The 24,085-nt window shown below is 73.0% G+C and carries 22 protein-coding genes and 1 pseudogene; 9 read left to right on the top strand and 14 right to left on the bottom strand.

The genetic code is table 11. The annotated features are described in order from the left end of the window. Nucleotides 1-3: 3 nt before the first annotated feature. The 6 genes from Pme01_RS07975 to Pme01_RS07950 form a co-directional block, all read right to left on the bottom strand. Nucleotides 4-807, bottom strand: a complete 804-nt coding sequence (locus Pme01_RS07975) for an alpha/beta hydrolase (RefSeq protein WP_168114945.1) — start codon at nucleotides 805-807, stop codon at nucleotides 4-6. Then, nucleotides 804-2,210: a flavin-containing monooxygenase gene (locus Pme01_RS07970; RefSeq protein ID WP_168114944.1), complete on the bottom strand. Its 1,407-nt coding sequence runs from the start codon at nucleotides 2,208-2,210 to the stop codon at nucleotides 804-806. Before Pme01_RS07970 ends, Pme01_RS07975 begins: the two co-directional genes overlap by 4 nt. Nucleotides 2,211-2,350: 140 nt before the next feature. After that, nucleotides 2,351-3,034: an endonuclease/exonuclease/phosphatase family protein gene (locus Pme01_RS07965; RefSeq protein WP_168114943.1), complete on the bottom strand. Its 684-nt coding sequence runs from the start codon at nucleotides 3,032-3,034 to the stop codon at nucleotides 2,351-2,353. Between the two features lie 6 nt (nucleotides 3,035-3,040). Continuing rightward, nucleotides 3,041-3,988: an ROK family glucokinase gene (locus Pme01_RS07960; RefSeq protein ID WP_168114942.1), complete on the bottom strand. Its 948-nt coding sequence runs from the start codon at nucleotides 3,986-3,988 to the stop codon at nucleotides 3,041-3,043. A gap of 19 nt (nucleotides 3,989-4,007) precedes the next feature. Then, entirely contained in the window at nucleotides 4,008-4,847 is an 840-nt protein-coding gene (locus Pme01_RS07955; RefSeq protein WP_203935491.1) for a histone H1-like repetitive region-containing protein, read from the bottom strand. Continuing rightward, the gene (locus Pme01_RS07950) at nucleotides 4,844-5,293 is read right to left on the bottom strand and encodes an SRPBCC family protein (protein ID WP_168115085.1); all 450 of its coding nucleotides are present in this window, start codon (nucleotides 5,291-5,293) and stop codon (nucleotides 4,844-4,846) included. The genes Pme01_RS07955 and Pme01_RS07950 overlap by 4 nt, the downstream gene beginning before the upstream one ends. 183 nt (nucleotides 5,294-5,476) lie before the next feature. Here Pme01_RS07950 and Pme01_RS07945 point away from each other — a divergent pair, with 183 nt between their 5' ends. From Pme01_RS07945 to Pme01_RS07935, 3 genes are read left to right on the top strand one after another with little or no spacing between them, the layout of a single operon-like run. Next, a complete protein-coding gene (locus Pme01_RS07945) occupies nucleotides 5,477-7,276 on the top strand; it encodes an AMP-dependent synthetase/ligase (protein WP_168114941.1) in 1,800 nt (599 codons plus the stop codon). Then, a complete protein-coding gene (locus Pme01_RS07940; protein ID WP_168114940.1) occupies nucleotides 7,266-8,924 on the top strand; it encodes a sensor histidine kinase in 1,659 nt (552 codons plus the stop codon). Before Pme01_RS07945 ends, Pme01_RS07940 begins: the two co-directional genes overlap by 11 nt. Nucleotides 8,925-8,953: 29 nt before the next feature. Further along, nucleotides 8,954-9,622, top strand: a complete 669-nt coding sequence (locus Pme01_RS07935; RefSeq protein WP_168114939.1) for a response regulator transcription factor — start codon at nucleotides 8,954-8,956, stop codon at nucleotides 9,620-9,622. Nucleotides 9,623-9,665: 43 nt separating this feature from the next. Here the strand turns inward: Pme01_RS07935 and Pme01_RS07930 are convergent, their stop codons facing one another. The 4 genes from Pme01_RS07930 to Pme01_RS07915 form a co-directional block, all read right to left on the bottom strand. Beyond that, nucleotides 9,666-10,799: a glycosyltransferase family 4 protein gene (locus Pme01_RS07930; protein WP_168114938.1), complete on the bottom strand. Its 1,134-nt coding sequence runs from the start codon at nucleotides 10,797-10,799 to the stop codon at nucleotides 9,666-9,668. Continuing rightward, nucleotides 10,796-12,052 (bottom strand): M48 family metallopeptidase, encoded by a 1,257-nt coding sequence (locus Pme01_RS07925; RefSeq protein ID WP_168114937.1) that lies wholly within the window; start codon nucleotides 12,050-12,052, stop codon nucleotides 10,796-10,798. The genes Pme01_RS07930 and Pme01_RS07925 overlap by 4 nt, the downstream gene beginning before the upstream one ends. 129 nt (nucleotides 12,053-12,181) lie before the next feature. Further along, on the bottom strand, nucleotides 12,182-12,436 hold the full coding sequence (locus Pme01_RS07920) for a hypothetical protein (protein WP_168114936.1): 255 nt from the start codon (nucleotides 12,434-12,436) through the stop codon (nucleotides 12,182-12,184). A 66-nt stretch (nucleotides 12,437-12,502) separates the two neighbouring features. Continuing rightward, nucleotides 12,503-13,882, bottom strand: coding sequence for an NYN domain-containing protein (locus Pme01_RS07915; protein ID WP_168114935.1), 1,380 nt, complete (start codon nucleotides 13,880-13,882; stop codon nucleotides 12,503-12,505). 188 nt (nucleotides 13,883-14,070) lie between these two features. On the opposite strand from Pme01_RS07915, the gene Pme01_RS07910 reads away from it, so the two are divergent. After that, entirely contained in the window at nucleotides 14,071-15,804 is a 1,734-nt protein-coding gene (locus Pme01_RS07910) for a DEDD exonuclease domain-containing protein (RefSeq protein WP_168115084.1), read from the top strand. Nucleotides 15,805-16,075: 271 nt separating this feature from the next. On the opposite strand, the gene Pme01_RS07905 is transcribed toward Pme01_RS07910, so the two are convergent. Together Pme01_RS07905 and Pme01_RS07900 are read right to left on the bottom strand one after the other, a co-directional pair. Beyond that, complete coding sequence (locus Pme01_RS07905; RefSeq protein WP_168114885.1) at nucleotides 16,076-16,393, bottom strand: hypothetical protein; 318 nt, start codon at nucleotides 16,391-16,393, stop codon at nucleotides 16,076-16,078. A gap of 93 nt (nucleotides 16,394-16,486) precedes the next feature. Further along, complete coding sequence (locus Pme01_RS07900; protein WP_168114884.1) at nucleotides 16,487-16,663, bottom strand: hypothetical protein; 177 nt, start codon at nucleotides 16,661-16,663, stop codon at nucleotides 16,487-16,489. Nucleotides 16,664-16,727: 64 nt separating this feature from the next. Between Pme01_RS07900 and Pme01_RS07895 the strand changes: the two are divergent. The 4 genes and pseudogenes from Pme01_RS07895 to Pme01_RS07880 form a co-directional block, all read left to right on the top strand. Then, nucleotides 16,728-18,392, top strand: a pseudogene (locus tag Pme01_RS07895) (RelA/SpoT family protein); the annotation flags it as partial. Between the two features lie 17 nt (nucleotides 18,393-18,409). After that, a complete protein-coding gene (locus tag Pme01_RS07890) occupies nucleotides 18,410-18,946 on the top strand; it encodes an NUDIX hydrolase (RefSeq protein WP_168114934.1) in 537 nt (178 codons plus the stop codon). 9 nt (nucleotides 18,947-18,955) lie between these two features. Continuing rightward, nucleotides 18,956-19,786 carry an NTP transferase domain-containing protein gene (locus Pme01_RS07885; RefSeq protein ID WP_168114933.1) on the top strand — a complete coding sequence of 277 codons (831 nt, stop codon included), beginning with the start codon at nucleotides 18,956-18,958 and terminating at the stop codon, nucleotides 19,784-19,786. A 42-nt stretch (nucleotides 19,787-19,828) separates the two neighbouring features. Next, nucleotides 19,829-20,116 carry an Lrp/AsnC family transcriptional regulator gene (locus Pme01_RS07880; RefSeq protein WP_168114932.1) on the top strand — a complete coding sequence of 96 codons (288 nt, stop codon included), beginning with the start codon at nucleotides 19,829-19,831 and terminating at the stop codon, nucleotides 20,114-20,116. Nucleotides 20,117-20,168: 52 nt separating this feature from the next. Here Pme01_RS07880 and Pme01_RS07875 read toward each other — a convergent pair whose 3' ends face one another. Further along, nucleotides 20,169-22,115: a S9 family peptidase gene (locus tag Pme01_RS07875; RefSeq protein ID WP_168114931.1), complete on the bottom strand. Its 1,947-nt coding sequence runs from the start codon at nucleotides 22,113-22,115 to the stop codon at nucleotides 20,169-20,171. 59 nt (nucleotides 22,116-22,174) lie between these two features. Here Pme01_RS07875 and Pme01_RS07870 point away from each other — a divergent pair, with 59 nt between their 5' ends. After that, complete coding sequence (locus tag Pme01_RS07870; protein ID WP_168114930.1) at nucleotides 22,175-23,038, top strand: alpha/beta hydrolase family protein; 864 nt, start codon at nucleotides 22,175-22,177, stop codon at nucleotides 23,036-23,038. Here the strand turns inward: Pme01_RS07870 and trpD are convergent. Continuing rightward, entirely contained in the window at nucleotides 23,035-24,084 is a 1,050-nt protein-coding gene (trpD, locus tag Pme01_RS07865; protein ID WP_168114929.1) for an anthranilate phosphoribosyltransferase, read from the bottom strand. The genes Pme01_RS07870 and trpD overlap by 4 nt on opposite strands. Between the last annotated feature and the right edge of the window lies 1 nt (nucleotide 24,085).

Genomic DNA, 24,085 nt, shown 5'->3' with positions numbered 1-24,085 from the left:
CCCTTACTGATCGATTTTGTCCAGCCAATCCAGGATCGCGTCGATCGGCTCCTTCCAGCCGGCGTCGAGCATCAGGTCGTGCCCCATGCCGGGGAACAGCAGGGGGGCACCCCCGTACCGGCGGGCCACGGCGGTGAGCGCGGCCCGGCCGACGACGCGGTCGTCGGGGCTGCCGACCACCAGGACCGGCGGGGTGCCGACCGGATCCTCGGGTGCGGAGTGGGCGACCAACTGCCACTGGGCACGCGCCGACGCCCCGCCCAGCCGCGCGGCGTACCGGCTGCCATCGGCGATCGGCAGGTCACGACTGAACAGGTGACCGCGCCGCGGGCGCAACGGCCGCCCGACGATCGCCGGCGCGGCCACCAGCGGGGCGCGGAACAGCGTGGAGAACGCCGCGCGGACGCCGCCGAAGACGGGCGACACCAGGACGGCGGCCCGCGCCGGGTACCGGGCCAGCGCCATCGCCACCACCAGCGCCGACGCGCCGTGTCCGACCAGAACCGCCTGCCGGGGCAGGCCCGCCGCCACCTGGGTGACGTCGTGCACGTACGCCCGCAGGTCCGCCCCGGGCGACGGGCCGCTCTCACCGTGCCCGCGCAGGCTCATGGCGTACGCCGGGAAGCCCCGCTCGACGGCGTGCTCCAGCCAGTGCTCCGCGAAGGCCCAGGCGCCGTGGTTGAAGCCGGGCACGAACAGCAGCGGCGGGGCGTCGGTCGGCTCGGCCGGCGTCGCCGTGAGCACCTCGCGGCGCGCGGGTGCCGGCGGGAACGCCCACTCCCGCTGCCGCATGATCTTCACGGTCATTTGACGGCCTCCAGCTCGTCGAGGGAGCGCTGGAGCGCCCGCAGGTACACGATGTGGTCGACCTCGAACCAGTGCCGGCTGGAGCCGGTGACCCGCGCCTGGGTGAACCGCCGCTCCGGCTCGCCCTGGTGCCGGCTCCAGATCGCGGCGGCGCGCTCCGGGGCGGTGTCCCACAGCCGCAGCCAGCGCGCGATCAGGGCGGTCTGCCAGTGCACGATCGGGAAGATGCCGCTGTCCGGCTGAACCAGACCGGCGACCGCGAGCGTGGGGTGCGTACGGGAGAACAGTTGCAGCCGCAGCCGGGGCTTCCCGTCGTGGTCGATGCCCAGCAGCTCAGGGCTGGCGAACTCGAACTCCGGCCGGTACCCGGTGGCGAAGATCACCAGGTCGGGCTCGGCGCTCGACCCGTCGACGAACTCCACGCCGTTGCGAGTGAACCGCGCGACGTCCGGCACCGGCGCGATCGCGCCGTGCCCGAGGTAGTACGGAAGCTGGCTGTTGACGACCGGGTGCGACTCGTACAGCTCGTGGTCGGGCCGGCGCAGGCCCAGCCGGGTGAAGTCGCCGATCGTCGCGCCCAGCAGCCGCTTGAACATCCAGCGGCGCAGCCACATCGGCAGGCGCGCCCATCGCATCAGGTCGTTGGCCTGGTCGGCGGGGCGGCCCATGGCGTACTTCGGGGCGTACCAGTAGCCGCGGCGGGTCGAGTGCCAGCAGCGGGTCGCCTGCTGCGCGGCCTCCACCGCGATGTCGCAGCCGGTGTTGCCGCCCCCGATGACGAGGACCTTGCGGCCGCGCAACTGGGCCGTGTCGGAGTACGCGCTCGCGTGCAGCACCTGTCCCCGGAAGTCCTCCAGGCCCTCGAGCTCGGGCCAGCGCGGCGACCAGTTGTGGCCGTTGGCGACCACGACGGCGGCGTACCGCAGGGTCTTCGGATCCCCCCCGCGCGAACCGCGGATCGTGACGTCCCAGTGCCGGCTGTCGGGCACCGCGTCGATCCGGGTCACCTCGGTGCCGAACCAGATGTGCTCGCGCAGGCCGAAGTGGTCGGCGTACCGCTCGAAGTACGCCAGTAGCTGCGAGTGGTGCGGGTAGTCCGGCCAGTCGTCGGGCATCGGGAAGTCGGGGAACTGGGTGAACGGCTTCGACGAGATGAGGTATGCGCCGGCGTAGACCGGGCTGCGGTCGTGCCGCCAGTTCCAGGCCCCGCCGACGGTGGTCTCCCGCTCGTAGCAGTCGACGCTGAACCCGGCCTCCCGGAGGTTCTTGATCGCGTTGAGGCCGCTGCCCCCGGCGCCGATCACGCAGACCGCGTCGCCGCGGTCGTACACCGGCTCGCCGTCGCGCCACACCCGGGCTGCGGATGCCGCGGTGTCGGGCCGAATCCCGATGTCGTCAGTCACGTTTGACTCCCCTCCCGGCTCGGCATCCTCTCGGCAGCGGAAGCGTCTTGTCCACCCTCGCGGAGAAGATCGTCACAACTTCGGGAAAGTCATTGCCCCAACGGCGTCCGGAGACCACGACTCGTCGAGAGTCGTAATGATCACGAAGGCAGGGTGACGTCGACCAGCAACGGGAAGTGGTCACTGGCCAGCTGCGCCGGCGGCGGGTCGAAGACCCGGTACTCCAGGATCTCGCAGCGCGGGTCGACGAAGATCGCGTCGATGCGGCGGTCCGGCCCGCTGACGGGGAACGTGGGCAGATCCGCGTACCCCGTGACGGCGGCGGCGTCGACCAGTCCGGCGCCGGTGAGGGTACGCCAGGAGTCGCCGGCCGGGGTCTCGTTGACGTCGATGCCGAGCAGCAGGGGGTCCTCGACCTCGGCCAGTACCCGCCGCAGCAGCTCGGCCTGGGCGGGCCGCTCGCGGTCGTCGGTGGCCAGGTGCGAGCCGGCGACGGCGAAACGGGTACGCCCGACCTCGCACCGGACGACCACGGCACCGCGCAGGTGCCGACCGGGCGTCAGCGGGTACCGGACGCAGGTCTCCCCCAGCACCCGTACCCGCAGGCTGGTCAGCACCAGGTTGCCCAGGGCCGGCAGGCCACCGCCGGCCACCACGAGGCCGAAGCGGCGCGCGAGCGCCGCCGACTTCGCCCGCCAGCCGAACCGGCGCGGCGCCTCCTGTACGACCACCACGTCGGGCTCGGCGGCCCGTACCACCGCGGCGAGGGCGTCGAGGTCGTCGCGCAGCCCGTGCACGTTGTACGACAGCAGGCGCAGCTTCACGGTCTTCTAGTGGCGGCGGGCCAGGTCGGCGGCGCCGACGACCCCGGCGAGGTTGCTCATCTCCGCGGCCTTCACCTCGGCTACCGGCAGGACGCCGCGCGCCTCGAGGGAGTCGCGGAAGCTGGCCCTGACCGGGGCCATGAGCAGCTCACCGGCGTCGATCACGCCGCCGCCGATCACGATCACCTGCGGGTCGAGGACCTGGACGAGGTCGACCATGCTGTTGCCCAGCCAGTACCCGACCTGCTCGAACGCGGCGATCGCGGCCGGGTCGCCGTCCTTGCCGGCGGCCGTGACCATCGGACCGGTGATCGCCTCCGGCATCCCGCCCGCGAGGGTGAGCAGGCGCTCGGCCTTGTCGGGGTTCTCCTTGGCGGTGGCCCGGGCGTACCGGACCAGGGCGCTGCCGCTGGCGTACTGCTCCAGGCAGCCCCGGCGCTTGCAGCCGCAGAGCTCGCCGTCGGGTACGACCCTGACGTGACCGAGCTCGGCGGCGACGCCATGGGCGCCGCGGATCAGTTCCCCGCCGAGGACGATCCCGCTGCCGATGCCGGTACCCACGGTGTAGAGCACCATCGAGTCGGAGGCGGCACGGGCGGCGCCGAAGCGGAACTCCGCCCACGCGGCCACGTTGGCGTCGTTCTCGACCACGACGGGAACGTCGAACCGGCTGGCGATGCGGTCGCGCAGCGGCTCGTCCCGCCACGCGAGGTTCGGCGCGAACATGATCTTCGAACGCTGGGCGTCGATCCAGCCGGCGGCGCCGACGCCGATCGCGTCCACCTCGTGGATGCTGGTCAGCTCGGAGATCACATCGCTGATCATGATCAGCGTACCGGCGGGATCGTGGGCCGGCGTGGGTCGACGCGCCTGGGCCAGTACCTGCCCGTCGGGGCCGACGATGCCGCCGAGCACCTTGGTCCCACCGATGTCGACTCCGATGGTCAACGACACGCGTTCCTGCTTTCGTTCGTCATGCGGGGCCGTCGCCGGGGTCCCTGGGGACCGCCCTCCTGACAGCCTTCTTCGCCGTGACCTTCTTGGCCACGGCCTGTTGCGCGTTGGTCTTGCCGGCGACGGCCTTCTTGGCCACCGCCTTCTTCGCCGCTGCCTTCTTGGCGGCGGGCTCAGCCGCCGTCTTCTTGGCGACCGTCTTCTTGGCGACCGTCTTCTTGGCGACCGTCTTCTTGGCGACCGCCTTCTTCGCGACGGCCTTCTTGGCCACCGCCTTCTTGGCGGCCCGCTTGGCCGGCGCGGCCCCGGCACCCTCGGACTCCGGACGCGGCGCTGTATCCGAGGACTCCGGACGCGGCGGGGTGTCCGAGGACTCCGGACGCGCTGCCGGGTCCGAGGACTCCGGCGCGGTGGTGGCCTCGTGCCACGGATCCTCGGCACCGCGGTGCCCCGGCCTGGGTACCGTCCCGCTCAACGCGCGGAGCAGCCCGCTGATTCCGACCACGACGTCGCCGACCGCCGACGCGAGCCGCTCGGCGAACTCCGGACTGGGGTCGCGCAACGCCGAGATCGCCTTGCACACCGGGCACACGCAGCAGTCGGCGGAGCCGGTCGACACACCGGGTCCGGATGTGCCGGAACCACCAGCAGCACCGGGCGTCACGCCGCTCACGAAACCGGCGAGGCCGGCGGCGAGGTCGTGGACCCGGTCCGAGTCGAGGACCTGCTCGGCCAGTACCCGCAACTGCCGGTTCGCCTCGACGCCGTGCAGCGCCGTCGACGCCCAGCCCAGGCCGGCCGCCACGAGCCGCTCCGCCTCTTCGCGGGCCGAGCCGAGTCGCTCGTCGTACCCGCTCACGCCGAACCCGACTCGACGCGGCGCTTGAGTTCCTTCAAAGCGGAATCCATGATCATCTTTTCAGCCTTGCGCTTGAACATTCCCAACATTCCGATCGACAGCTCCACGGCAAGGGTGTACGTCACCGTCGTGGTGCCGTCGCCGTTGTCGGCAAGATCGTACGAGCCGCTCTGCGACTTCTGCATCTTCGATGGCTTCACGAGGTGCCATTCGATGCGGGAGGCGTCATCGGCGTACTCGTAGGAGAGGATGTACTCGTCGGCAACGACCCCGGCGTCCAGCACGAAATGCACCTGGCTGGCGTAGCCGTCCTCGTACTCCTCCACCACCTCGGCGGATTTGACCGCCGACACCCACTCCGGGTACCGAGGGAAGTCGCAGATGACCGCGGCGACCTTATCGCACGGCGCGTCGATGTCGATCGACTGCGTCGAGGTGTCCGTCATGAACGGCAGGCTACCCTCGCCGAGCCGGGCACACTTCTTCGGCTCACCCAGAGTCGCCAGCGAGTTGATCAACGTCTCACGTGATCGCGCTCACGGCGCGCGCTCCAGTAAACCCCACATACAGTGGCGGCCGGATTGCCGGTACGTTTCGGGTACCGGCCAGCAGACACGCGAGGAGTCGACGTGCGGGAGTTCTCCGTACCGCCGGTCGCGATCATCGGCGATTCGGCCAACCTCACCGACCCGGTATGGGCGAACGCGGCGCAGGCGCCGGACGCGATCCAGTTCGCCCGCCGCGTCGGCGACGAGTGGCGCGACGTCACCTGCGGCCAGTTCCTCGACGAGGTGGTGGCGCTGGCCCGGGGCCTGATCGCCGCCGGAGTACAGGTGGGTGACCGGATCGGCCTGATGAGCCGGACCCGGTACGAGTGGACCCTCATCGACTACGCGATCTGGGCCGCCGGGGCGGTCACCGTACCGATCTACGAGACCTCCAGCGCCGAGCAGGTCGCCTGGATCCTGTCGGACTCCGGCGCGGTCGCCTGCTTCGTGGAGACCGACGCCCACCGCGCGACCGTCTCTGAGGTGCGCGACCGGATCCCGACGATGACCCACCTCTGGCAGATCGAAGCCGATCGCGGCGCGGTCGACGAACTCGTCGCCGCCGGTGCCGCCGTCGGAGCCGAGGAGGTGGACGAGCGCCGCCACGCGGTCAACGCCGACGACACCGCCACGATCATCTACACCAGCGGTACCACCGGCCGACCCAAGGGCTGCGTACTGACCCACCGCAACCTGTACGCGGACATCGCCAACGCGGTACCCAAGCTGCGGGCGCTGTTCCGCGACGACGCGGCAACCCTGCTGTTCCTGCCGCTGGCCCACTCGTTCGCCCGCATCATCCAGGCCGGTTGCGTACAGGCCCGGGTCCGGATGGGGCACGCCCCCGACGTCAAGAACCTCGTCGCGGACCTGGCGTCGTTCCAGCCGACGTTCATCCTCTCGGTGCCGCGGGTGTTCGAGAAGGTCTACAACACCGCGCAGCAGAAGGCGGCCGCCGACGGCAAGGGCGGCATCTTCAAGCGGGCCGAGCAGATCGCGATCGCGTACAGCGAGTCGCTGGACTCCGGCGGCCCCGGGCTGGTGCTGCGCGCCCAGCACGCGCTGTTCAACAAGCTCGTGTACGGCAAGCTGCGCGCCGCGCTCGGCGGGCGCTGCGAGTACGCGATCTCCGGCGGCGCGCCGCTCGGCGTCCGGCTGGCCCACTTCTACCGGGGCATCGGCCTCGACGTCCGCGAGGGGTACGGCCTGACCGAGACCTCCCCGGTGGTCGCGGCCAACTTCGACGACGGGATCCGCCTCGGTACGGTCGGTCGCCCGCTGCCCGGTACCACGGTGCAGATCGCCGACGACGGCGAGATCCTGATCAAGGGCCCCCAGGTCTTCCGGGGGTACTGGAACAACGAGGCCGCCACGGCCGAGGCGCTCGACGCCGACGGCTGGTTCCACAGCGGTGACCTTGGCACCCTCGACCACGACGGGTTCCTGAGCATCACCGGCCGCAAGAAGGAACTGATCGTCACCGCCGGCGGCAAGAACGTCGCGCCCGCCGTGCTGGAGGACCGCATCCGCGGGCACGTCCTGGTCAGCCAGTGCATGGTCGTCGGGGACCGGCAGCCGTTCATCGCGGCGCTGGTGACGATCGACGAGGAGTCGCTGCCGGCGTGGAAGGCCGAGCACGGCAAGCCGGCCGACGCCACCGTGGCCGAACTGTCCCGCGACGAGGAACTGCGGGCGGCCGTCCAGGAGGCCGTCGACTACGCTAACCAGGCCGTCTCGAAGGCCGAGGCGATCAAATCGTTCCGCATCCTGCCCCGTGACTTCACCGAGGCGACCGGCGAGCTGACCCCATCGCTCAAGGTCAAGCGGAACGTGGTCATGAAGGAGTACGCCAACGAGATCGCCGCGATCTATGGCAGTTGAGGAGCCACTCAATCCCGTACTCCTGCCTCGGCCGCGCCTGCTCGGACTGGCGGTCCGGGCCGGCGTGCTCGCCCTGGTGGCGGTGCTGTCCCTGCGCCTGGCGCCGTACCAGGACGTGCTCGGTTGGCTGGCGCTGATGGTGCTGGCGGGCGCTCCGGCCGTACTGATGCCGCAGCACCGCGTGATCGGACCGCTGTCGCGCATGGCCGAGGTCGCGGTCACCTGTCTCGCCGCGGCCGCGATCGCGCACGCCGCCTACCGGTCCGGCGCGACCGTGGGCGCCGCGGCCGTCGTCCTGGCCTACCTGTGGGTACCGACCGTGGCGGCCACCCTGGCCCGTCGCCGGTTCGAGCCACCCGCGCTGCTGGCGACCGCCGTCGTGGTGCTCACCGCGGCCCGGCTCGCCGACCCCGACCTCGGCCCGGCCGGGTTCACCGGCTCGGCCGTCCAGTGGGTCGGCCTGAGCATCGCCGCCGCGGCGGTGGCCGGGATCCTGCAGCACAGCCTGCTCGCCCAGCGCGACTCGCCCCAGCCGTACGCGGAGGCGACCCGCCTGCTCACCCAGTTGCGCAGCGTCGCCCGGCAACTGCCCGGCGCCACTCTGGACCCCGGCGGCCTGGCCGAGCACCTGCTCGACGAGGTACGCGCGGTCGCGCCGGCGACCCGGGCGGCCGTCCTGTCCACCAGCGGCGGCGGCCGGCTGGTGGTACTGGCCCAGATGGGGGCCGACCGGGTCGACTGGGAGACCGGCCTGGACGCCGACTCGGCGATCGCCGACGCGTGGGCCAGCCAGCAACCGCAGACGGCCAACCGGTCGCAGGCCCGCTCCGCGGTACCCCCGGGGGTCGAGGTGTCGGCGCTGATCGTGCCGCTGGTCGCCGGCGTCCGTACGATCGGGTTGATCGCGCTGGAGGCCGACTCGCCGGGCGCGTACCCGCCGGCCCTGGTCGCCCAGGCCGCGCAGGTGGCCGCGCCGGCCGCGCTGCGGCTGGAGGCGGCCCTGCTCTTCGACGAGGTCCGCTCGCTGGCGACATCGGAGGAACGGCAGCGGCTGGCCCGCGAGATCCACGACGGGGTCGCGCAGGAACTGGTGATGGTCGGGTACGGCATCGACAACGCCCTGGCCACCCTCCCGGACGTCGACGCCACCACCGAGGAGCTGCGGGTACTGCGCAACGAGGTCACCCGGGTCATCACCGAGCTGCGACTGTCCCTGTTCGAGCTGCGCAGCGAGGTGGACCGGTACGGCGGCCTGGCCACGGCGATCGCGGACTACGCCCGTACCGTCGGGCAGTCGGCCGGCCTGCGGGTGCACCTGTCGCTGGACGAGTCGACCGCCCGGCTGCCCGCCGCCACAGAGGCCGAACTGCTGCGCATCGCCCAGGAGGCGATCACGAACGCGCGCAAGCACGCCGGAGCCGAGAACCTGTGGGTGACCTGCACCATTGATCCGCCGTTCGCCGAGATCGAAGTGTCAGATGACGGACACGGGATGGTGGATCGGCCCAAAGAGGGCCGGTACGGTCTTGCAATCATGGCTGAACGCGCGGAACGTATCCGTGGCCGGTTGGAGATCAGGCCTCGTGTGCCGAGTGGCACGACAGTGGCAGTTGTGCTTGGCTCCGCGCCGCGGCGCGGTAGCGTGTGAGTCACACTAAGCAAGGAGAGAGCTCCGGAATGTCCACACCCGTCACCTCGACCACCCGGACCAAGGTTCTGCTCGTCGACGACCACGACCTCATTCGCCGGGGGCTTCGCCACGCGTTCGAGCGTGACCGGCAGTTCGAGGTGGTCGGCGAGGCGGCGACCGCGGCCGAGGCGATCCGCCAGGCCGGCGCGCTGCAGCCCGATGTCGTCATCATGGACCTGCGTCTGCCCGACGGCAGTGGCCTCGAGGCCACCCGCGCGCTCCGCAAGACCAGCGCCAACATGGGCATCGTCGTGCTGACCATGTACGCCGGCGACGACCAGTTGTTCGGCGCCCTCGAAGCCGGCGCGAGCGCGTTCGTACCGAAGACCGCCCCCGCCGACGAGGTCGTCGCGGCCGCCCGCCACGCCGCGTCGGCGCCCAGCGCCTTCACCGCGGCCGACCTCGCCGAGGCGATGAAGCGGCGGCTGGCGCCCACCGGGCCGCAACTGTCCCCGCGCGAGGGTCAGGTGCTGCGCCTGCTCGCCGACGGCATGAGCGTCGCGGGCATCGCCAAGCAGCTGTTCGTGTCCGAGTCGACCGCCAAGACCCACATCTCGAAGCTGTACGAGAAGCTGGGCGCGGCCAACCGGGCCCAGGCGCTGATGACGGCGCTGCGGCTCGGCCTGCTCGAAGCTCCCGACTCGCCCAAGTTCTGATCGCCTTCGGGCGCCCCGCTCGTCGCGGGGCGCCCGCTTGGCTCTACGGCTGGGCGCCGGTGAGCAGGGCCCGCATCCGGTCGGCCTGGGTCTGCCAGCCCCACTCGGCCTCCACCCAGGCCCGCCCGGCTGTACCGAGGCGGCGCGCCAGGTCGGGGTCGGACAGCAGGGTGGCGACCCGATCGGCGATCTGGGCCAGGTCGCGCCCGCTCACGACGTAGCCGGTCTCACCGTCGCGTACCGCGTCCGGGGCGCCGCCGGAGTCACCCGCCACGACCGGCAGCCCCGTCGCCGACGCCTCCAGGTAGACGATGCCGAGCCCCTCCACGTCGAGGCCGCCGCCGCGGGTACGGCAGGGCATCGCGAACACGTCCCCGGCGGCGTAGTGCGCCGGTAGCTCCTCCCACCGCACCGAGCCGGTGAACACGACGTGGTCGGCGACGCCGGCCTCGCGGGCCAGCCGCTGCAACGTCTTCCGGTACGGGCCGCCGCTGACCACGAGCAGCGCGGCGTCGGGCACCCGGCGGCGGATCTCCGGCAGCGCCCGGATCAGGGCGTCCTGGCCCTTGCGCGGCACCAGCCTGGACACGCACACCACGACCGGCCGGCCGGCCAGGCCGTACCGCGCGCGGACCTCGGTGCCGTCGACCCCGGGGTGGTACACCTCCGCGTCCACGCCGGGGACCAGCCGCTCCAGAGTGGTCAGCCGGTCCAGTACGCGACCCAACCGCTCCCGCTGGTACCCGGTCAGGTACGTGATCACGTCGGCGCCGCGGCCGATGCGCCGCAGCAGGCCGCGGGCGCCCGGGACGGCGGCCCAGCCGACCTCGTGCCCGTGGGTCTGCCCCACCACCCGCCGGATCCCGGCCCGCCGCCGCAGCCCGTCGGCGAGCAGTCCGAGCGGCGCGGCCGCCCCGAACCAGACCGTGTCACAGCCGTACGTACGGGCCAGCTCCGCCGCCCGGCGCGCGACGCGGGGCGTGGGCAGCAGCACGCCGGTGTCCTCCCGGACCACCTCGAACGGCTGGTCGGCGTCGAACTTCCCGGAGCCCTTCCAGGTCGAGGCGTACACCACGATCTCCCCCGCCGGCTGGCGCACCGCGAGGTTGTGCACGAACTGCTGGATGCCGCCGGGCCGGGGCGGGAAGTCGTTGGTCACCAGCAGGGTTCGCGTCATCTGGCGCTCCTCGACCATGCTCGGGCCGCGGCCATCCGCTGCACCGTCGACGGGTGCGACGCGAACAGCGCGTACTCGACCGGGTTGGGGTCCGGATCCCCCAGGTTTACCTGCGACAGCCGGGCCTGCATGGTCGCGAACGTGTCCGGGTCGCGGGTGAGGGCCAGCGCGTGCCGGTCGGCGCGGGCCTCGATCCGCCGCGAGACCGCGTTCTGCAGCGGTCCGCCGGCGAGCCCGGCGACGGCGCCGATCGCCAGCAGCAGCGCAACCGCGCGCGGTTCGGCCAACGACTCCACCCCGGCCCGGCGCAGCAGGCCGGTCCAGGAGCCGACCAGGTACAGCGCGCAGACGCCGGCGGCCCCGCCCAGAGCGCCGATCAGCGTGCCGGTGACCACGTCACCGTCGCGCGCGTGACCGAGTTCGTGCGCGACGACCGACTCCACCTCGGCCGGGGGCGCCTCGCGCAGCAGTGTGTCGTAGACGACGATCCGGCGGGTCGGGCCGAGCCCCGAGACGTACGCGTTGACCGCCCGGGTACGCCGCGAGGCGTCGGCGACCAGGACGTCGGAGACCGGTACGCCGTCGCGGTCGGCCATCGCGATCAGGTTGGTGCGCAACCGGCCCGGCGCAAGAGGGGTGAACTTGTTGAACACCGGCTCGATCAGGACCGGGAAGACGAACGTGAGCAGCACCGTCAGCCCGGCGGCACCGGCCGCGCCGAACGCCCACCACCACCGGGGCGCGAAGTGGGTGACCGTGTAGAAGCCGACCAGCACGATCGCGCCCAGGACCGCGCCGATCGCGTACGCCTTGAGCAGGTCGACCGCCCATCCGCCCCAACTCTGGGTGGACAGGCCGTACCGGCGGACCACGCTCTGCCGCCAGGCGGCGAAGGGCAGGCCGACGAGTTCGCCGGCGAAGACCACCAGCAGCCCGCCCAGGAGCGCCTCTGCCAGCCAGTGCCCTCCGAACGGTCGGCCGGCCAGGCGTACCAGCGCGGCGCCGAACGGCGTGAGGCCGAGTACGAGCGCCGCGAGGAGGCCGATGACCATCCCGCCGTACATGCCCGGCCGCAGGGCCGCGTGGAACGCACGGCCGCGGGCGACCGCGTCGGCCGGCAGTTCACGCAGCGCCGCGACCTGGTCGGCGCGGGGCGCGGGCGAACTGCCCCAGGGCACCCGCAGCGCCGTGACCAGTGCCAGCGCCGCGAGCAGAGCCACGAGCGTGGCAGCGGCCCACCACCGAGGGGTCATCGCGCGGCTCCTCCCGCTTGATCGGGCGAGCCAATCGTAATCGGCGGCCGTCACGGCCAGGTTGTGCGGCGTGGTGCCGCGTCTTATGCGGCGTGGTGACCGCGTCTTGTGCGGCGTGGTGACCGCGTCTTATGCGGCGTGGTGACCGCGCCGCACGGACGGCAGCAGCCGTAACCGGGGCCGGGTGTCCTCCCGGCTGAGCACCGTCACCTCGAAGCCGGCGTCGGCGAGCACCTGCAGGGCGCGCCGCTCGGCCTCGTCGGCCGGGCCGACGTCCGCCTCGGTGCCGGCGGCGGCCGGTGGTGCCTGGCCGAACAGCACGTTGACCACGCATTCGCCGCACGCCTGCCCGCGCACCTTGCACGTGTCGCAGTCGATCAGCATGACTCCTCCTAGTGGGTCCACCACTGTGGGTAACCACAACCTAGGAAGGGGGTACGACAGAAACCGTCAGGACCGGGCCAGACGCCGCAGCAGCGTGTCCGCGCCGAGCGGGTACGCGCCGTGCCGGCGCACCCCGTCGGCCACCTCCCGGTCCGAGGAGATCACGACGACCGGGCGGCCCGCCGGCTCCGCCCGGACGAGCCGGCGGATCAGGTCGTCGGCGGTCTCGCCCTGGTGGGAGAACAGCACCCGGACGCCCCGTGGCGCCGGCGGCAGGCCGACGACCCGCTCGGCGCCGTCGAAGACGACGGTGACCTCGGCGCGGGTCTGCGCGGCCAGGCCGCCCAAACCGTTGACCAGCCGACCGCGCTGCTGCTCCAGCGAGATCTCAGCGAACCCTCGCTTGGTCACGTTGTACCCGTCCACGACCAGGTGCGCCTTGGGCAGCGCGAGCAGTTGATCCAGCCGCGCCGGGTCGTCCGCGTCGAGGGCCCGCGCGCTGGTCGCGCCGCCGGTCGCGCCCGGCTGCTCGGCATGGACGTCGGCGACGAAGTCGGCGGGCATCCGGTCGGTCGGTTCAAGCGCCAACTCCCGGCGCAGGCCCACCGCCGCCCGACCGATCGTCTCCAGCAGCAGCCACAGCCGCGCGTCGTCGACGGCCCGCGCGTCCTTGGCGGTCTGTCGCGCCGCCCCGGCCAGCGACTCCGCCTCTGCCAGCTTCGTCTTCAGCCGGCGTACCTCCGCGTCGTGCTCCGCGGTGGCCCGGGCGGCGCGGCCCTTCTCCGTGGCGAGCATCTCGCCCGCCTTGCGCTCGCGCGCCTGCGCCTCCCGCAGCGCCTTGCCCAGGGTGCGGGCCTCCTCGCGCAGGCCGGCGGTCTCGTCGCGCAGCCGCGCCAGTTCGTCGCGCAGCTTGTCCGCCTCGACCCGGGCCACCGCCCGGTCGTGCTCGGCCCGCGCGGCGCGCTGCTCGGTCTCGCGGATCCGCTCCTCGACGGCGGCGCTCGCGGTGTCCGCGCGGACCGCCTGGGTGGCGGCCACGACCAGGTCGCGCCACCCTTCGGGCCTGGACAGGTACGCCAGCGCGGCGACCTCGACCGGGTCGGCCGCGGCCGGCGGCGCCCCCTCGACGATCGCCGCCCCGAGCCCACCCGCCGCCTCCACGGCCCGGGTGGCCAGCCGCTGCCGCAGCAGCGGGTCGCCGGCGAGTTGGGTGGCGATGACCTGGCCGCCGAGCCGGGCACGCCGGTTGGGGGCGAACTTGGCCACCCGGCGCAGCGCCGTCGGTAGCTCCTCGATGGGTAGGTCCGTGATCGCGGCGGCGGCCAGCGTGATCACGCGCTGCCGTACCGGCTCGGGCAGGACCGGCTCCGGCTCGAAGCCCTGCTCCCGCGCAGCGCCGCCCGTCCCGTCGGCTGTCTCGGCGGCAAACGGCTCCTGTGCGGACATGCGACAAGTGTCGCACTGCCGACGTCACGACTGTCGTGGCCGGTCAGCCGATCTTCGCGGCCGGACCCCCGCCGCCCACCTCGTCGCGTACAGGGTGGTGCCGATCACGGCGCCGGAAGCGCGCGGCGCCGGGCAAAGTGTCGGACCGGGGCCGTAACCTGCCCGCCGTGGCGGAAGCGGCGCGTGAAATGTTCCATCAGGAGACCCTGGACGCCCTGTTCGACGACGCGCGGGCTCGCTCGTTGTTCGCGACCACCTTCGTCGTGGTCGATCTGGAGACCACCGGTGGCGCCCCGGACGGGGGCGGCATCACCGAGATCGGCGCGGTGAAGATCCGCGGTGGCGAGGAGCTGGGCGAGTTCGCGACGCTGGTCAACCCGGGTGAGCGGATCCCGCCGTACATCACGGTGCTCACCGGCATCACCGAGGCGATGGTCCTGCCCGCCCCGCGCATCGACAGCGTGCTGCCCGCCTTCCTCGAGTTCGCCAGGGACGCGGTCCTGGTCGCGCACAACGCCCCGTACGACACCGGCTTCCTCAAGGCGGCGTGCGCCGCGCACGGGTACCCGTGGCCCAAGCCGCTGGTGCTCGACACGGCCGCGCTCGCCCGGCGCGTCCTCACCCGCGACGAGGTGCCCAACAACAAGCTGGCCACCCTGGCCAGGTGGCTGGGGGGCAACGCCCGCCAGCCCTGTCACCGGGCCCTCGACGACGCCCGCGCCACCGTCGACGTGCTGCACGCCCTGATCGGCCGGCTCAGCGGGCACCGCGTCCACACGCTCGGCGACGCCCTGGAGTTCGTCAAGGCGGTCAGCCCCACCCAGCGCCGCAAGAAGCACCTGGCCGAGAACCTGCCCAACACCCCCGGCGTGTACGTCTTCCGCGACGGCAAGGACCGCCCGCTCTACGTGGGCACCAGTTCGGCGATCGCGACCCGGGTCCGCAGCTACTTCACCGCCTCGGAGAAGCGGGCCCGGATCAACACCGAGATGCTGGCCGCCGCCGAGCGGGTGGAGGCCATCGAGTGCGCCCACTCCCTCGAGGCGGAGGTACGCGAGCTGCGGCTGATCGCCGCCCACAAGCCGCCCTACAACCGGCGGTCGAAGTTCCCCGAACGCGTCGTCTGGCTCAAGCTGACCGCGGAGGCCTACCCGCGGCTGTCCGTCGTGCGCACGCTCACCGGCGACGGTGGCTCCTACCTCGGCCCGTTCGCGTCCCGCCGGCACGCCGAGCTCGCCGCGGCCGGGGTGCACGAGGCGCTGCCGCTGCGACAGTGCACCCTGCGCCTGTCGACCCGTCGCACCACGGTGGCGTGCGCCCTCGCCGAGCTGGGCCGTTGCCCGGCGCCCTGCGAGCACCGGATCTCCCCCGAGGAGTACACGGCGAGCGCGGCGGAGCCGTTCCGCGAGGCGACCACCGGTAACCCGAGCGAGGTGGTCCGTCGGCTGCTGGACAGGATGCGTTCGCTGTCGGAGGGGAGGCGGTACGAGGACGCGGCGGCGGTACGCGGCCGGCTGGTGGCGTTCCTCAAGGCGTCGGTACGGATGCAGCGGCTCGCCTCGCTGACCGCGCTCAGCCAGGTGGTCGCGGCCCGCCCCGGTGCGGCCGGTGGCTGGGAGCTGGCGGTCATCCGCCACGGCCGGCTGGCCGCCGCCGGTGCCTCGCCACCCCGCGTGCATCCCCGCCCGGCGCTGGACGCCCTGCTGGCCACGGCCGAGACGGTTCGCCCCGGTCCGGGGCCGGTGCCGTGCGCCAGTCCGGAGGAGACCGAACGGGTGCTGGCCTGGCTGGAGCGGCCGGAGACCCGCCTGGTGGAGGTCGATGGGGGCTGGGCGTCCCCGGTGGACGGTGCGGGCCGCTGGCGTGAACTTCTGGCGACTGCCGAAGCTGCCATGGGCGGTATCACCCACTTGGGGCTTTAATGAATCGTACGAACGCACATCCTCAAATAACCGTTCGTCTGCCAAGCTGATAACTAGGCTGGATGAACCCCCCACTCTGGTGGCCCGAACCGGTCAGAGGAGGTGTCCGAGTGGATTCCGGCGTTTTCGGGATCGGCGGGCGCCTTGAGCCTACGCAGAGTGCCCTTCCGGAAGCGGTCGGCTGGGACGACCTGCATCGCGCGAAACCCGCGCGCGACGACGCGCCCACCGACGACCGATGTACGCCCGGCGACCGGTTCCCCGCGATCCATCAGCGCCAGGACAATGCGGCGCGCCCGTCGCCACCCGCCCCGACGGCATCGGTGCCCTTACCGGCGCCCGTATCAGCGTCGCTCGGACGGACCGAAGCCGCGACCCCGGAGACGGCCAACCCCGCCTCGACCACCGCGGCCACCGGGACCACCACCACCGCGAGCGGTCCGGCCCCGGCGGACACCACGCCGGGCGGGGCCGCGAAGCCCTCCCCGACCGCAAAATCCTCGCCGACCGCCACGCCCGCGCCGACGTCAAAGCCCGCCTCGACGTCAAAGCCCGCCTCGACGACCGCAAAGTCCGCCTCCGCTGCCACATCAGGTGAGACCCGCGCCAAGCCGCCGGCGGCTGGCCGACCGGGACCGCGGGGCGGTTCCGGCAGGACGCCCGATCCGTCCCGACGTACGCCTCAGCCCAAACCCTCGACCGCCGCCCGCACCAAGGCGGGTCCACCGGCCGCGACGACGGATGAGACGGCCAAGAAACCAGCCGCCCCGAAACGGGCCGCTTCGAAGCCGGCCAAGCCGGCCCCGCCCGCCTTCTCGGCGCCGGCCACCACCCCGACCACCCCCAGCACCGGATTCACCCGCCGGCTGCTGTCGATCCTGCCGTGGCCGGGCGCCTCCGATCCGGTCGGCAACCTGAACCGCGCGCACCGCTCGATCCACCCCGGCGGCGACCCCAACCTGCTGCGCCGGGCGTACGCGATCGCGGAGCAGATGCACCGGGGCCAGATGCGCAAGAGCGGCGAGCCGTACATCACCCACCCGCTCGCCGTCGCCCAGATCCTCGCCGAGCTGGGCATGGACACGACCACCCTGGTCGCCGCGCTGCTCCACGACACGGTCGAGGACACCAGCTACACCCTGCAGGCCCTGGAGAGCGACTTCGGGTCCGAGGTCACCCTGCTGGTCGATGGCGTCACCAAGTTCGACAAGGTCTTCTACGGCGATGCCGCCGAGGCCGAGACGATCCGCAAGATGATCATCGCGGCCGGCCGGGACGTACGGGTGCTCATCATCAAGCTCGCCGACCGGCTGCACAACATGCGTACCCTCGACGCCCGCTCCCCCGCGTCCCGGGCCCGCATCGCGCGCGCGACCCGCGACGTGCTGGTGCCGCTCTGCGACCGGCTGGGCATCCAGGCCCTCAAGCGGGAGCTCGACGACTGCGTCCTGAAGGCGCTCAGCCCCAGCGGGCACGCGCTCGTCGCCGACTACGTCAAGCACCGCGGCGGCTGGCGCGACTACCTCGGCCGGGTCATCTCCCAGGTGGAGACCGCGCTGCACCGGGCGCGGGTGGACGCCACCGTGTCCCCGCGTCCGCGCCACCTGTACTCGATCTGGAAGGACACCGTCGCCGGCGGCTACCGCGAGCCGCACGACCTCCCCCGTGTCGTCATCGTGGTCGACGGGCCCGACGCCGACTGCTACGCGGCGCTCGGCGCCATGCACGGCCGATGGCGGCCGGTACCGGGCCGATTCAAGGACTTCATCGCCTCGCCCAAGAACAACCTGTACCGCTCGCTGCACACCACCGTGATCGGCCCCGAGGACGAGCTGCTCGAGGTGCTCATCCGCACCGCGCCGATGCACCGCGACGCCGAGTACGGCATCGTCGCCAACTTCCGCTACCCCCAGCACGCGGCGCGCTCCGCGAGCGCCAAGGAGGAGCAGCTGGCGTGGCTGCGCCGGGTGCTCGACTGGGAGAGCGCCGCCAGCGATCCGGCCCAGTTCCTCGCGTCGCTGCGCTGCGATCTCGCCGAGTCGCAGATCATCGTGTTCACGTCCACCGGGCGGCCGGTGCTGCTGCCGGCCGAGGCGACGCCGGTCGACCTCGCGTACACGCTCAGCAAGAACGTCGGCGACCGGTGCATCGGGGCCAGGCTCAACGGCCGCCTCGTCGCGCTCTCGTCCGAACTGGACGACGGCGACGTCGTCGAGATCATCACCCGGCCCGGCCAGCGCGACGAGTTCGACTTCGACGACCAGGCACCGGCGCCCGGCCCGTCCCGCGAGTGGCTCCAGTTCGTCAAGACGCCGCAGGCCCGGCTGCACATCGGCGGCTGGTTCGCCGGCGAGGAGGCACCGGCGGTCACGATCGCCGACAAGGTACGGCTCGGGCGGCTCGCCATCGGCCTGGCGTTGCGCCAGTGCGGCCGCGGCCTGGGCAGCGACCTCCCGCTGGTACGGCTGGCGGCCAAGCTCGGCTACCCGGACATGGAGACGCTGCTGGTGGCGGTGGCCGACCGGAAGCTCGAGGCGCCCGCGTTGGTGGAGCGGCTGATCGCCTCGGTCGACCACTCCCCCAACTGACCCATTAGCCTTTCCGGATGACCTCTTCCGGACGACCCACCGCGCTCCGGCTGCTCCGACTGGCCGCGTACCGCTCGTTCTACCGGCTGCCGTTCACGTGGCGGAAGCGGCTCGTCCGGATGGGCAGCACGCAGTACGTCATCGGGGCGGTGACCATCGTGCGCGACGCCGATGCCGACCCACCCGGGCGGATCCTGCTGCTGCGCCAGCCGCCCGGACCCGGTTGGTCGATCCCGGGCGGGATCCTCAACCGGGGCGAGCACCCGGCGGCCGGCGCCGCGCGTGAACTGGCCGAGGAGACCGGCATCCGGGTCGAGCCGGCCCGGTTGCGCCCCGGTGTGCCCAATGCGATCGTCCACACCGGAGGGCGCTGGGTCGACATGGTCTTCGAGGTCTCGGTACCGGCGGACGACGCGTTGACCATCGACGAGGCCGAGGTGCACGAGGCGGCGTGGTACCCGCTCGACGCGCTGCCCCGGCTGACCAGGCCGACCGCCCGCCTGCTCGCCCACTACGACATCGGTCCGCTGGCAGGCCAGGCCGAGGACGACTGAGGACCGCTGATGGAGATCTGCGCGGTCGTGCTGGCCGCGGGTGAGGGACGCCGGCTGCGACCGCTGACCGAGGTACGCACGAAGGCGCTCTGCCCGGTGGGTAACGTCACCCTGCTCGACCGGGCCCTGGCGCGGGTCGCCGGGCTCGGACTCACCGGCCCCCAGCGGGTGGCGGTGAACGCCTGCTACCTGGGCGAGCAGGTGGTGGCGGAGGTCGGTGACCGGGCGCACCTGTCGGTGGAGCCCGGTGAACCGCTCGGCACCTCCGGCGGCGTGGGCGGGCTGCGCGACTGGATCGCCGGGCGGGGCGTCCTGGTCGCCAACGCGGACGCCTACCTGGCCTCCTCGGCCCCGGCCGGCCCGGACGTCGCGGCGCTGGTCGACGGTTGGGACGGCGAGACGGTACGGCTGCTGGGCGTACCCGCCGGGGACCGGCCGGCCGAGTTCGGCCGGTACCGGTTCGCCGGGTTGTCGCTGCTGCCGTGGTCGATGGTGCGCCGGCTGGAGGCCGAGCCGTCCGACCTGGTCCGCACGGTCTGGCGCCCGGCCGAGGCCGCCGGGGCTCTGACCGTGGTGGAGTACGACGGGACGTACCTGGACACCGGTACGCCCGCCGACTACCTGGCCGCCAACCTGCACGCCGCGGGCGGGGGCGAGCTGGTCGATGCCGCGGCCGAGGTGACCGGGGACCTGGACCGGGCCGTGGTCGGCGCGCACGCGCGGGTCGAGGGCCGGGTGACCCGGGGCGTGGTGTGGCCGGGCGGGCACGTCGGACCGGACGAGCACCTCGTGGACGCCGTTAGGGTCGGTCGCGACCTGACCGTACCGGCGGCGCCGTAGCATGTGGATGTTCCGCCGCCCACCCGCGCAAAGGAGCTCAGGGTGATCAACGCCATCGTTCTCATCGACTGCGCCACCGACTCGATCCCCGAGGTCGCCCAGGCGCTGGCGGACCTGCCGGGCGTCAGCGAGGTCTACTCGGTCGCGGGGGGCGTCGACCTGATCGCGATGGTGCGGGTCCGCGAGTTCGACCAGATCGCCGAGGTGATCGCCGGCGGCATCTCCAAGGTGCCCGGCGTGATCAATACCGACTCGCACATCGCCTTCCGGGCGTACTCCAAGCACGACCTGGAGGAGGCGTTCGCGATCGGCTTCACCGACACCGATTGAGTGACGCCGCCGCGCCGCCCCGATCCCGGGACGGCGCGACGACAGCGCCGGCTCACAGCCAGCGGCGCCACCACTCCAGGATCGCCTCGAAGCGCGCCACCCGGTGCGAGGGCAGACCCGAGCGGGACAGCTCGTGCCCCTCACCCGGGAACAGCAGGAACTCCACCGGTACGCCGCGCAGCTTGAGCGCCACGTACAGCCGCTGCGCCTGCTCCACCGGGCAGCGCCAGTCCTGCTCCGAGTGGATGATCAGCATCGGGATGTCGATCCGGTCGGCGTGGCTGAGCGGGCTCTGCCGGTCCCGCTGAGCCCGGTCGGCGCCGTACAGGTCCTCGCCGAAGAAGTAGCCGATGTCCGACGAGCCGGTGAAGCTGTCGATGGCGTTCACGGCCCGCTCGCTGATCGCCGCGGAGAACCGGTCGCCGTGGTGCGCGGCCATCCAGGTCGTCATGAAGCCGCCGTGCGACCCGCCCAGCACCCCGATCCGGGAGGCGTCCAGGTCGGGCGCCTTCAGTGCGGTGTCCAGCAGCGCCAGCAGGTCGGTCGCGCTGACCTCGCCGACGTCGCCGATCACGGCCCTGCCGTGCGCCTCGCCGTACCCGGAGGAGCCGCGCGGGTTACCCATCACGACCGCGTACCCGGCCCCGGCGTACACCTGGGCCTCGTCGAACAGCCCCCAGCCGTACTGCGCGAACGGGCCGCCGTGGATCATCAGCAGGACCGGGTGCGGCCCGTCGCCGGCCGGCCGGACCACCCAGCCGTGGACCGGGTACCCGTCGGGCGCGGTGGCGTCGACCTCCTCCTGGGCGAAGACCGGGGCGTAGCCCGCGTTGAAGTCGGTGAGCTGGCGCAGCCCGCCACCCGGTTCGACGACGGCCAGCTCACCCCAGGTCGTGGGGTCTGCCACCGTCACCGCGATCACGTCGCCGGCCGCGACCGCCCCGAGGACCTGCCGCTCGCCGTCGACCAGTACCTCCGCCTCGCCGCCGTCGAAGGAGATCCGCAGCAGGTCCACGGCGCCCCGGTTCTCGCTGAGGAACAGCACGCCGTCGGGCGTGACCGCGATCTTGCCCCCCGGCGCGGTAAGCCCGTGCCGCTCGGGGTCGGTCAGGGCCGTCGGCGCGCCACCGGAGACCGGCACGGACCACAGCAGGTTGGTACGGCACACGGCGTGCCGGCCGTCGCAGTCGATGCCGACGAAGAACAGCGTCCCGCCGTCCGGCGAGAAGTGGGGCTGCCACACCCGGAAGCCGCCGTTCGTGACCGACCGCAGGCCGCTGCCGTCCGGCCGGCTCACCCACAGGTCGCTGATCAGGTCGTCGTCGCGCCCGGAGTGGCGGGCCGCGGCGAACGCCAGCAGCTCACCGTCCGGGCTCCACTCCGGTTCGCCGTGGTCGAAGTCGCCCTCGGTGACCTGTACCGGCTCCGCCGCCTCGGCCAGGGCGTCCACGACGAACACGTGGCGGCGCCGGTCGTTGAGGAAGCCGACCCCGTCGACCCGGTACTGGAAGCCGGTGATCCGCCGGGGCGGCTCGTGCTCCGGCCCGCGCCCGGGGACGGTGCCGTACCGGCCGTCCTCCGGCACCCGCGCGGTGTACACCAGCCGGGTCGAGTCCGGGCTCCAGACCGGCGCCCGGTCCACGCCCAGCGGGTGGTCGGTCAGCCGGCGCGCCTCGCCGCCGTCGATGGGCATGACCCACAGCTGCGGCTTGCCGACCTTGGCCGTCCTCGGATCGGCGTCGCGGGCCGGCTCCTCACGCACCGCCCGTACGAACGCCAGCCACTTCCCGTCCGGCGAGATCGCCGCGTCGCCGTCGCGCCACCCCTGGGTGAGCTTCCGGGGCGGCCCGGACCCGTCGGTCGGCACCAGCCACAACTGGCTCGTGTACGAGTCGGCTTCGAGGTCGGTCCGCTGCACCGGTACGACGGCGGCCGCACCGTCGGGGGTGAGGGTCGGGGTTCCGGGTACGCGCGGGAGCGAGAGGTCGGAAGGCTGCATGACCGGACCTTATCCCGGTCGATAGCTGGCTACGGACCGGTAGCCCTATGCTGACCGCCATGGACTTCGCCCAGGAGTACCTCGACCGCGGCTCCGACCGGCTGGGCCTGCAGGTCTACCCGGACACGCGCGAGGACTCCCCGGCCGTCGTGATCTGGCCGGCGATGGGCGTCCCGGCCCGGTACTACCGGCCGTTCGCCACCGAGCTGGCCGCCGCCGGCCTCGCGGTCGTGGTGGCCGACCTGCGGGGCACCGGTACCAGCACGCCGGCGCCGAGCCGGGCCTCCCGGTACGGGTACGCCGAACTGGTCGACGACGTCGCCGCCGTACAGGACGCGCTCAAGGCCCGGCTGAACGGCCGGCGCACGATCCTGCTCGGCCACTCGCTCGGCGGCCACGTGTGCGCGCTGCACCTCGCGCTGCGGAGCGCCGACGCGGGTCGGTACGCCGACGCGGGCGTCGCCGGCCTGGTCCTGGTCGCGGTCGGGATGCCCTACTGGCGTACCTATCCGGGCTGGCACCGGGCCGCCATCCTGGCCAGCACCCGCGGGATCGCCGCCACGTCCGCGCTGCTGGGCGTGTGGCCCGGGTGGAAGTTCGGCGGCCGGCAGGCCCGGGGGGTCATCCGGGACTGGTCCTACACCGCCCGCCAGGGGCGGTACCCGGTGCTGGACGGCGTCGACACCGAGGCCGGGCTGGCGGCGGTACGCACCCCGGTGCTCGCCGTCAGCGTCTCCGACGACCGGTACACGCCGCGGTCGGCCGCGGACCACCTGTGCGCCAAGTTCGCGGCCGCGCCGGTCGAGCGGGTGCACTACACGACCGGCGAGGCGGGCGGCCCGCTCGATCACTTCAGATGGGTACGCGCGAGCGCGCCCCTCGCCGGGCGGGTGGCCCGGTTCGCAGACAGCCTGCCGGACTAGGCCGCGGCCTGGGCCGTCGCGACCCAGCGGCGCAGCAGGTCAGCGGTGGCGCCGGAGTCGATCGCGGCGGCGGCCCGGTCGAGCCCGGTCCGCAGGGCGGTGGCCAGGTCGTCACCCCACCCGCTCTGCGCGACCAGCGCCGCGGCGGCGTTGACCAGCACCGCGTCGCGCACCGGGCCGGGCTTGCCGGCGAAGAGGTCGCGCGCCACCTCGGCGTTGTGCGCGGCGTCACCGCCCCGCAGGTCACCCGCGCCCGAGCGGGCGATGCCCAGGTCGGCGGCGTCCACCACGGTCTCGGTCACGCGGCCGTCGCGGACCGCCCACACCCGGGTCGGTGCCGCGGTGGTGAACTCGTCGAGCCCGTCCTCGCCGCGCATCACCAGGACCGAGTCGCCCCGGCCGGCGAAGACCTCGGCCATCACCCCGGCCATCCGGGGGTCGGCGCAGCCCACCGCGGCGTTCGCCGGCTGCGCCGGGTTGGTCAGCGGGCCCAGGAAGTTGAAGAACGTGGGTACGCCCATCTCCCGGCGCGGTACGCCGGCGTGGCGCATGCCGGGGTGGTACCGCGCCGCGAAGCAGAACCCGATCCCGACCTCGGTCACGCACCGGGCCACCTCGGCCGGGCCCAGGTCGAGCGGGATACCGAACTGCTCCAGCAGGTCGGCCGCGCCACACAACGACGAGGCGGCGCGGTTGCCGTGCTTGATGATCGGCACGCCGGCGGCGGCCACCACGACGGCGGACATGGTGGAGATGTTGACGGTGTGGGCACCGTCGCCACCGGTACCGACGATGTCGACGGCGGACGCCCGTACCTGGGCCGGTAGCTCCACCCGGGCGGCGTTGGCGAGCATCGCCTCGACCAGGCCGGCGATCTCCGCCGGGGTCTCGCCCTTGGCGCGCAGCGCGACCGCGAACGCCGCGATCTGCGCCGGCGTGGCCTGGCCGGACATGATCTCGCCCATGGCCCAGGCGGTGTCGTCGGTCGACAGCTCCTCGGCTCGCAGCAGCGCCGCGAGCAGGGTCCGCCAGCTCCGGTCGCTCATC

This window comes from Planosporangium mesophilum, from assembly GCF_016863255.1.
GTDB lineage: Bacteria > Actinomycetota > Actinomycetes > Mycobacteriales > Micromonosporaceae > Planosporangium > Planosporangium mesophilum.
This window is presented reverse-complemented; position numbering and strand designations above follow the sequence as displayed.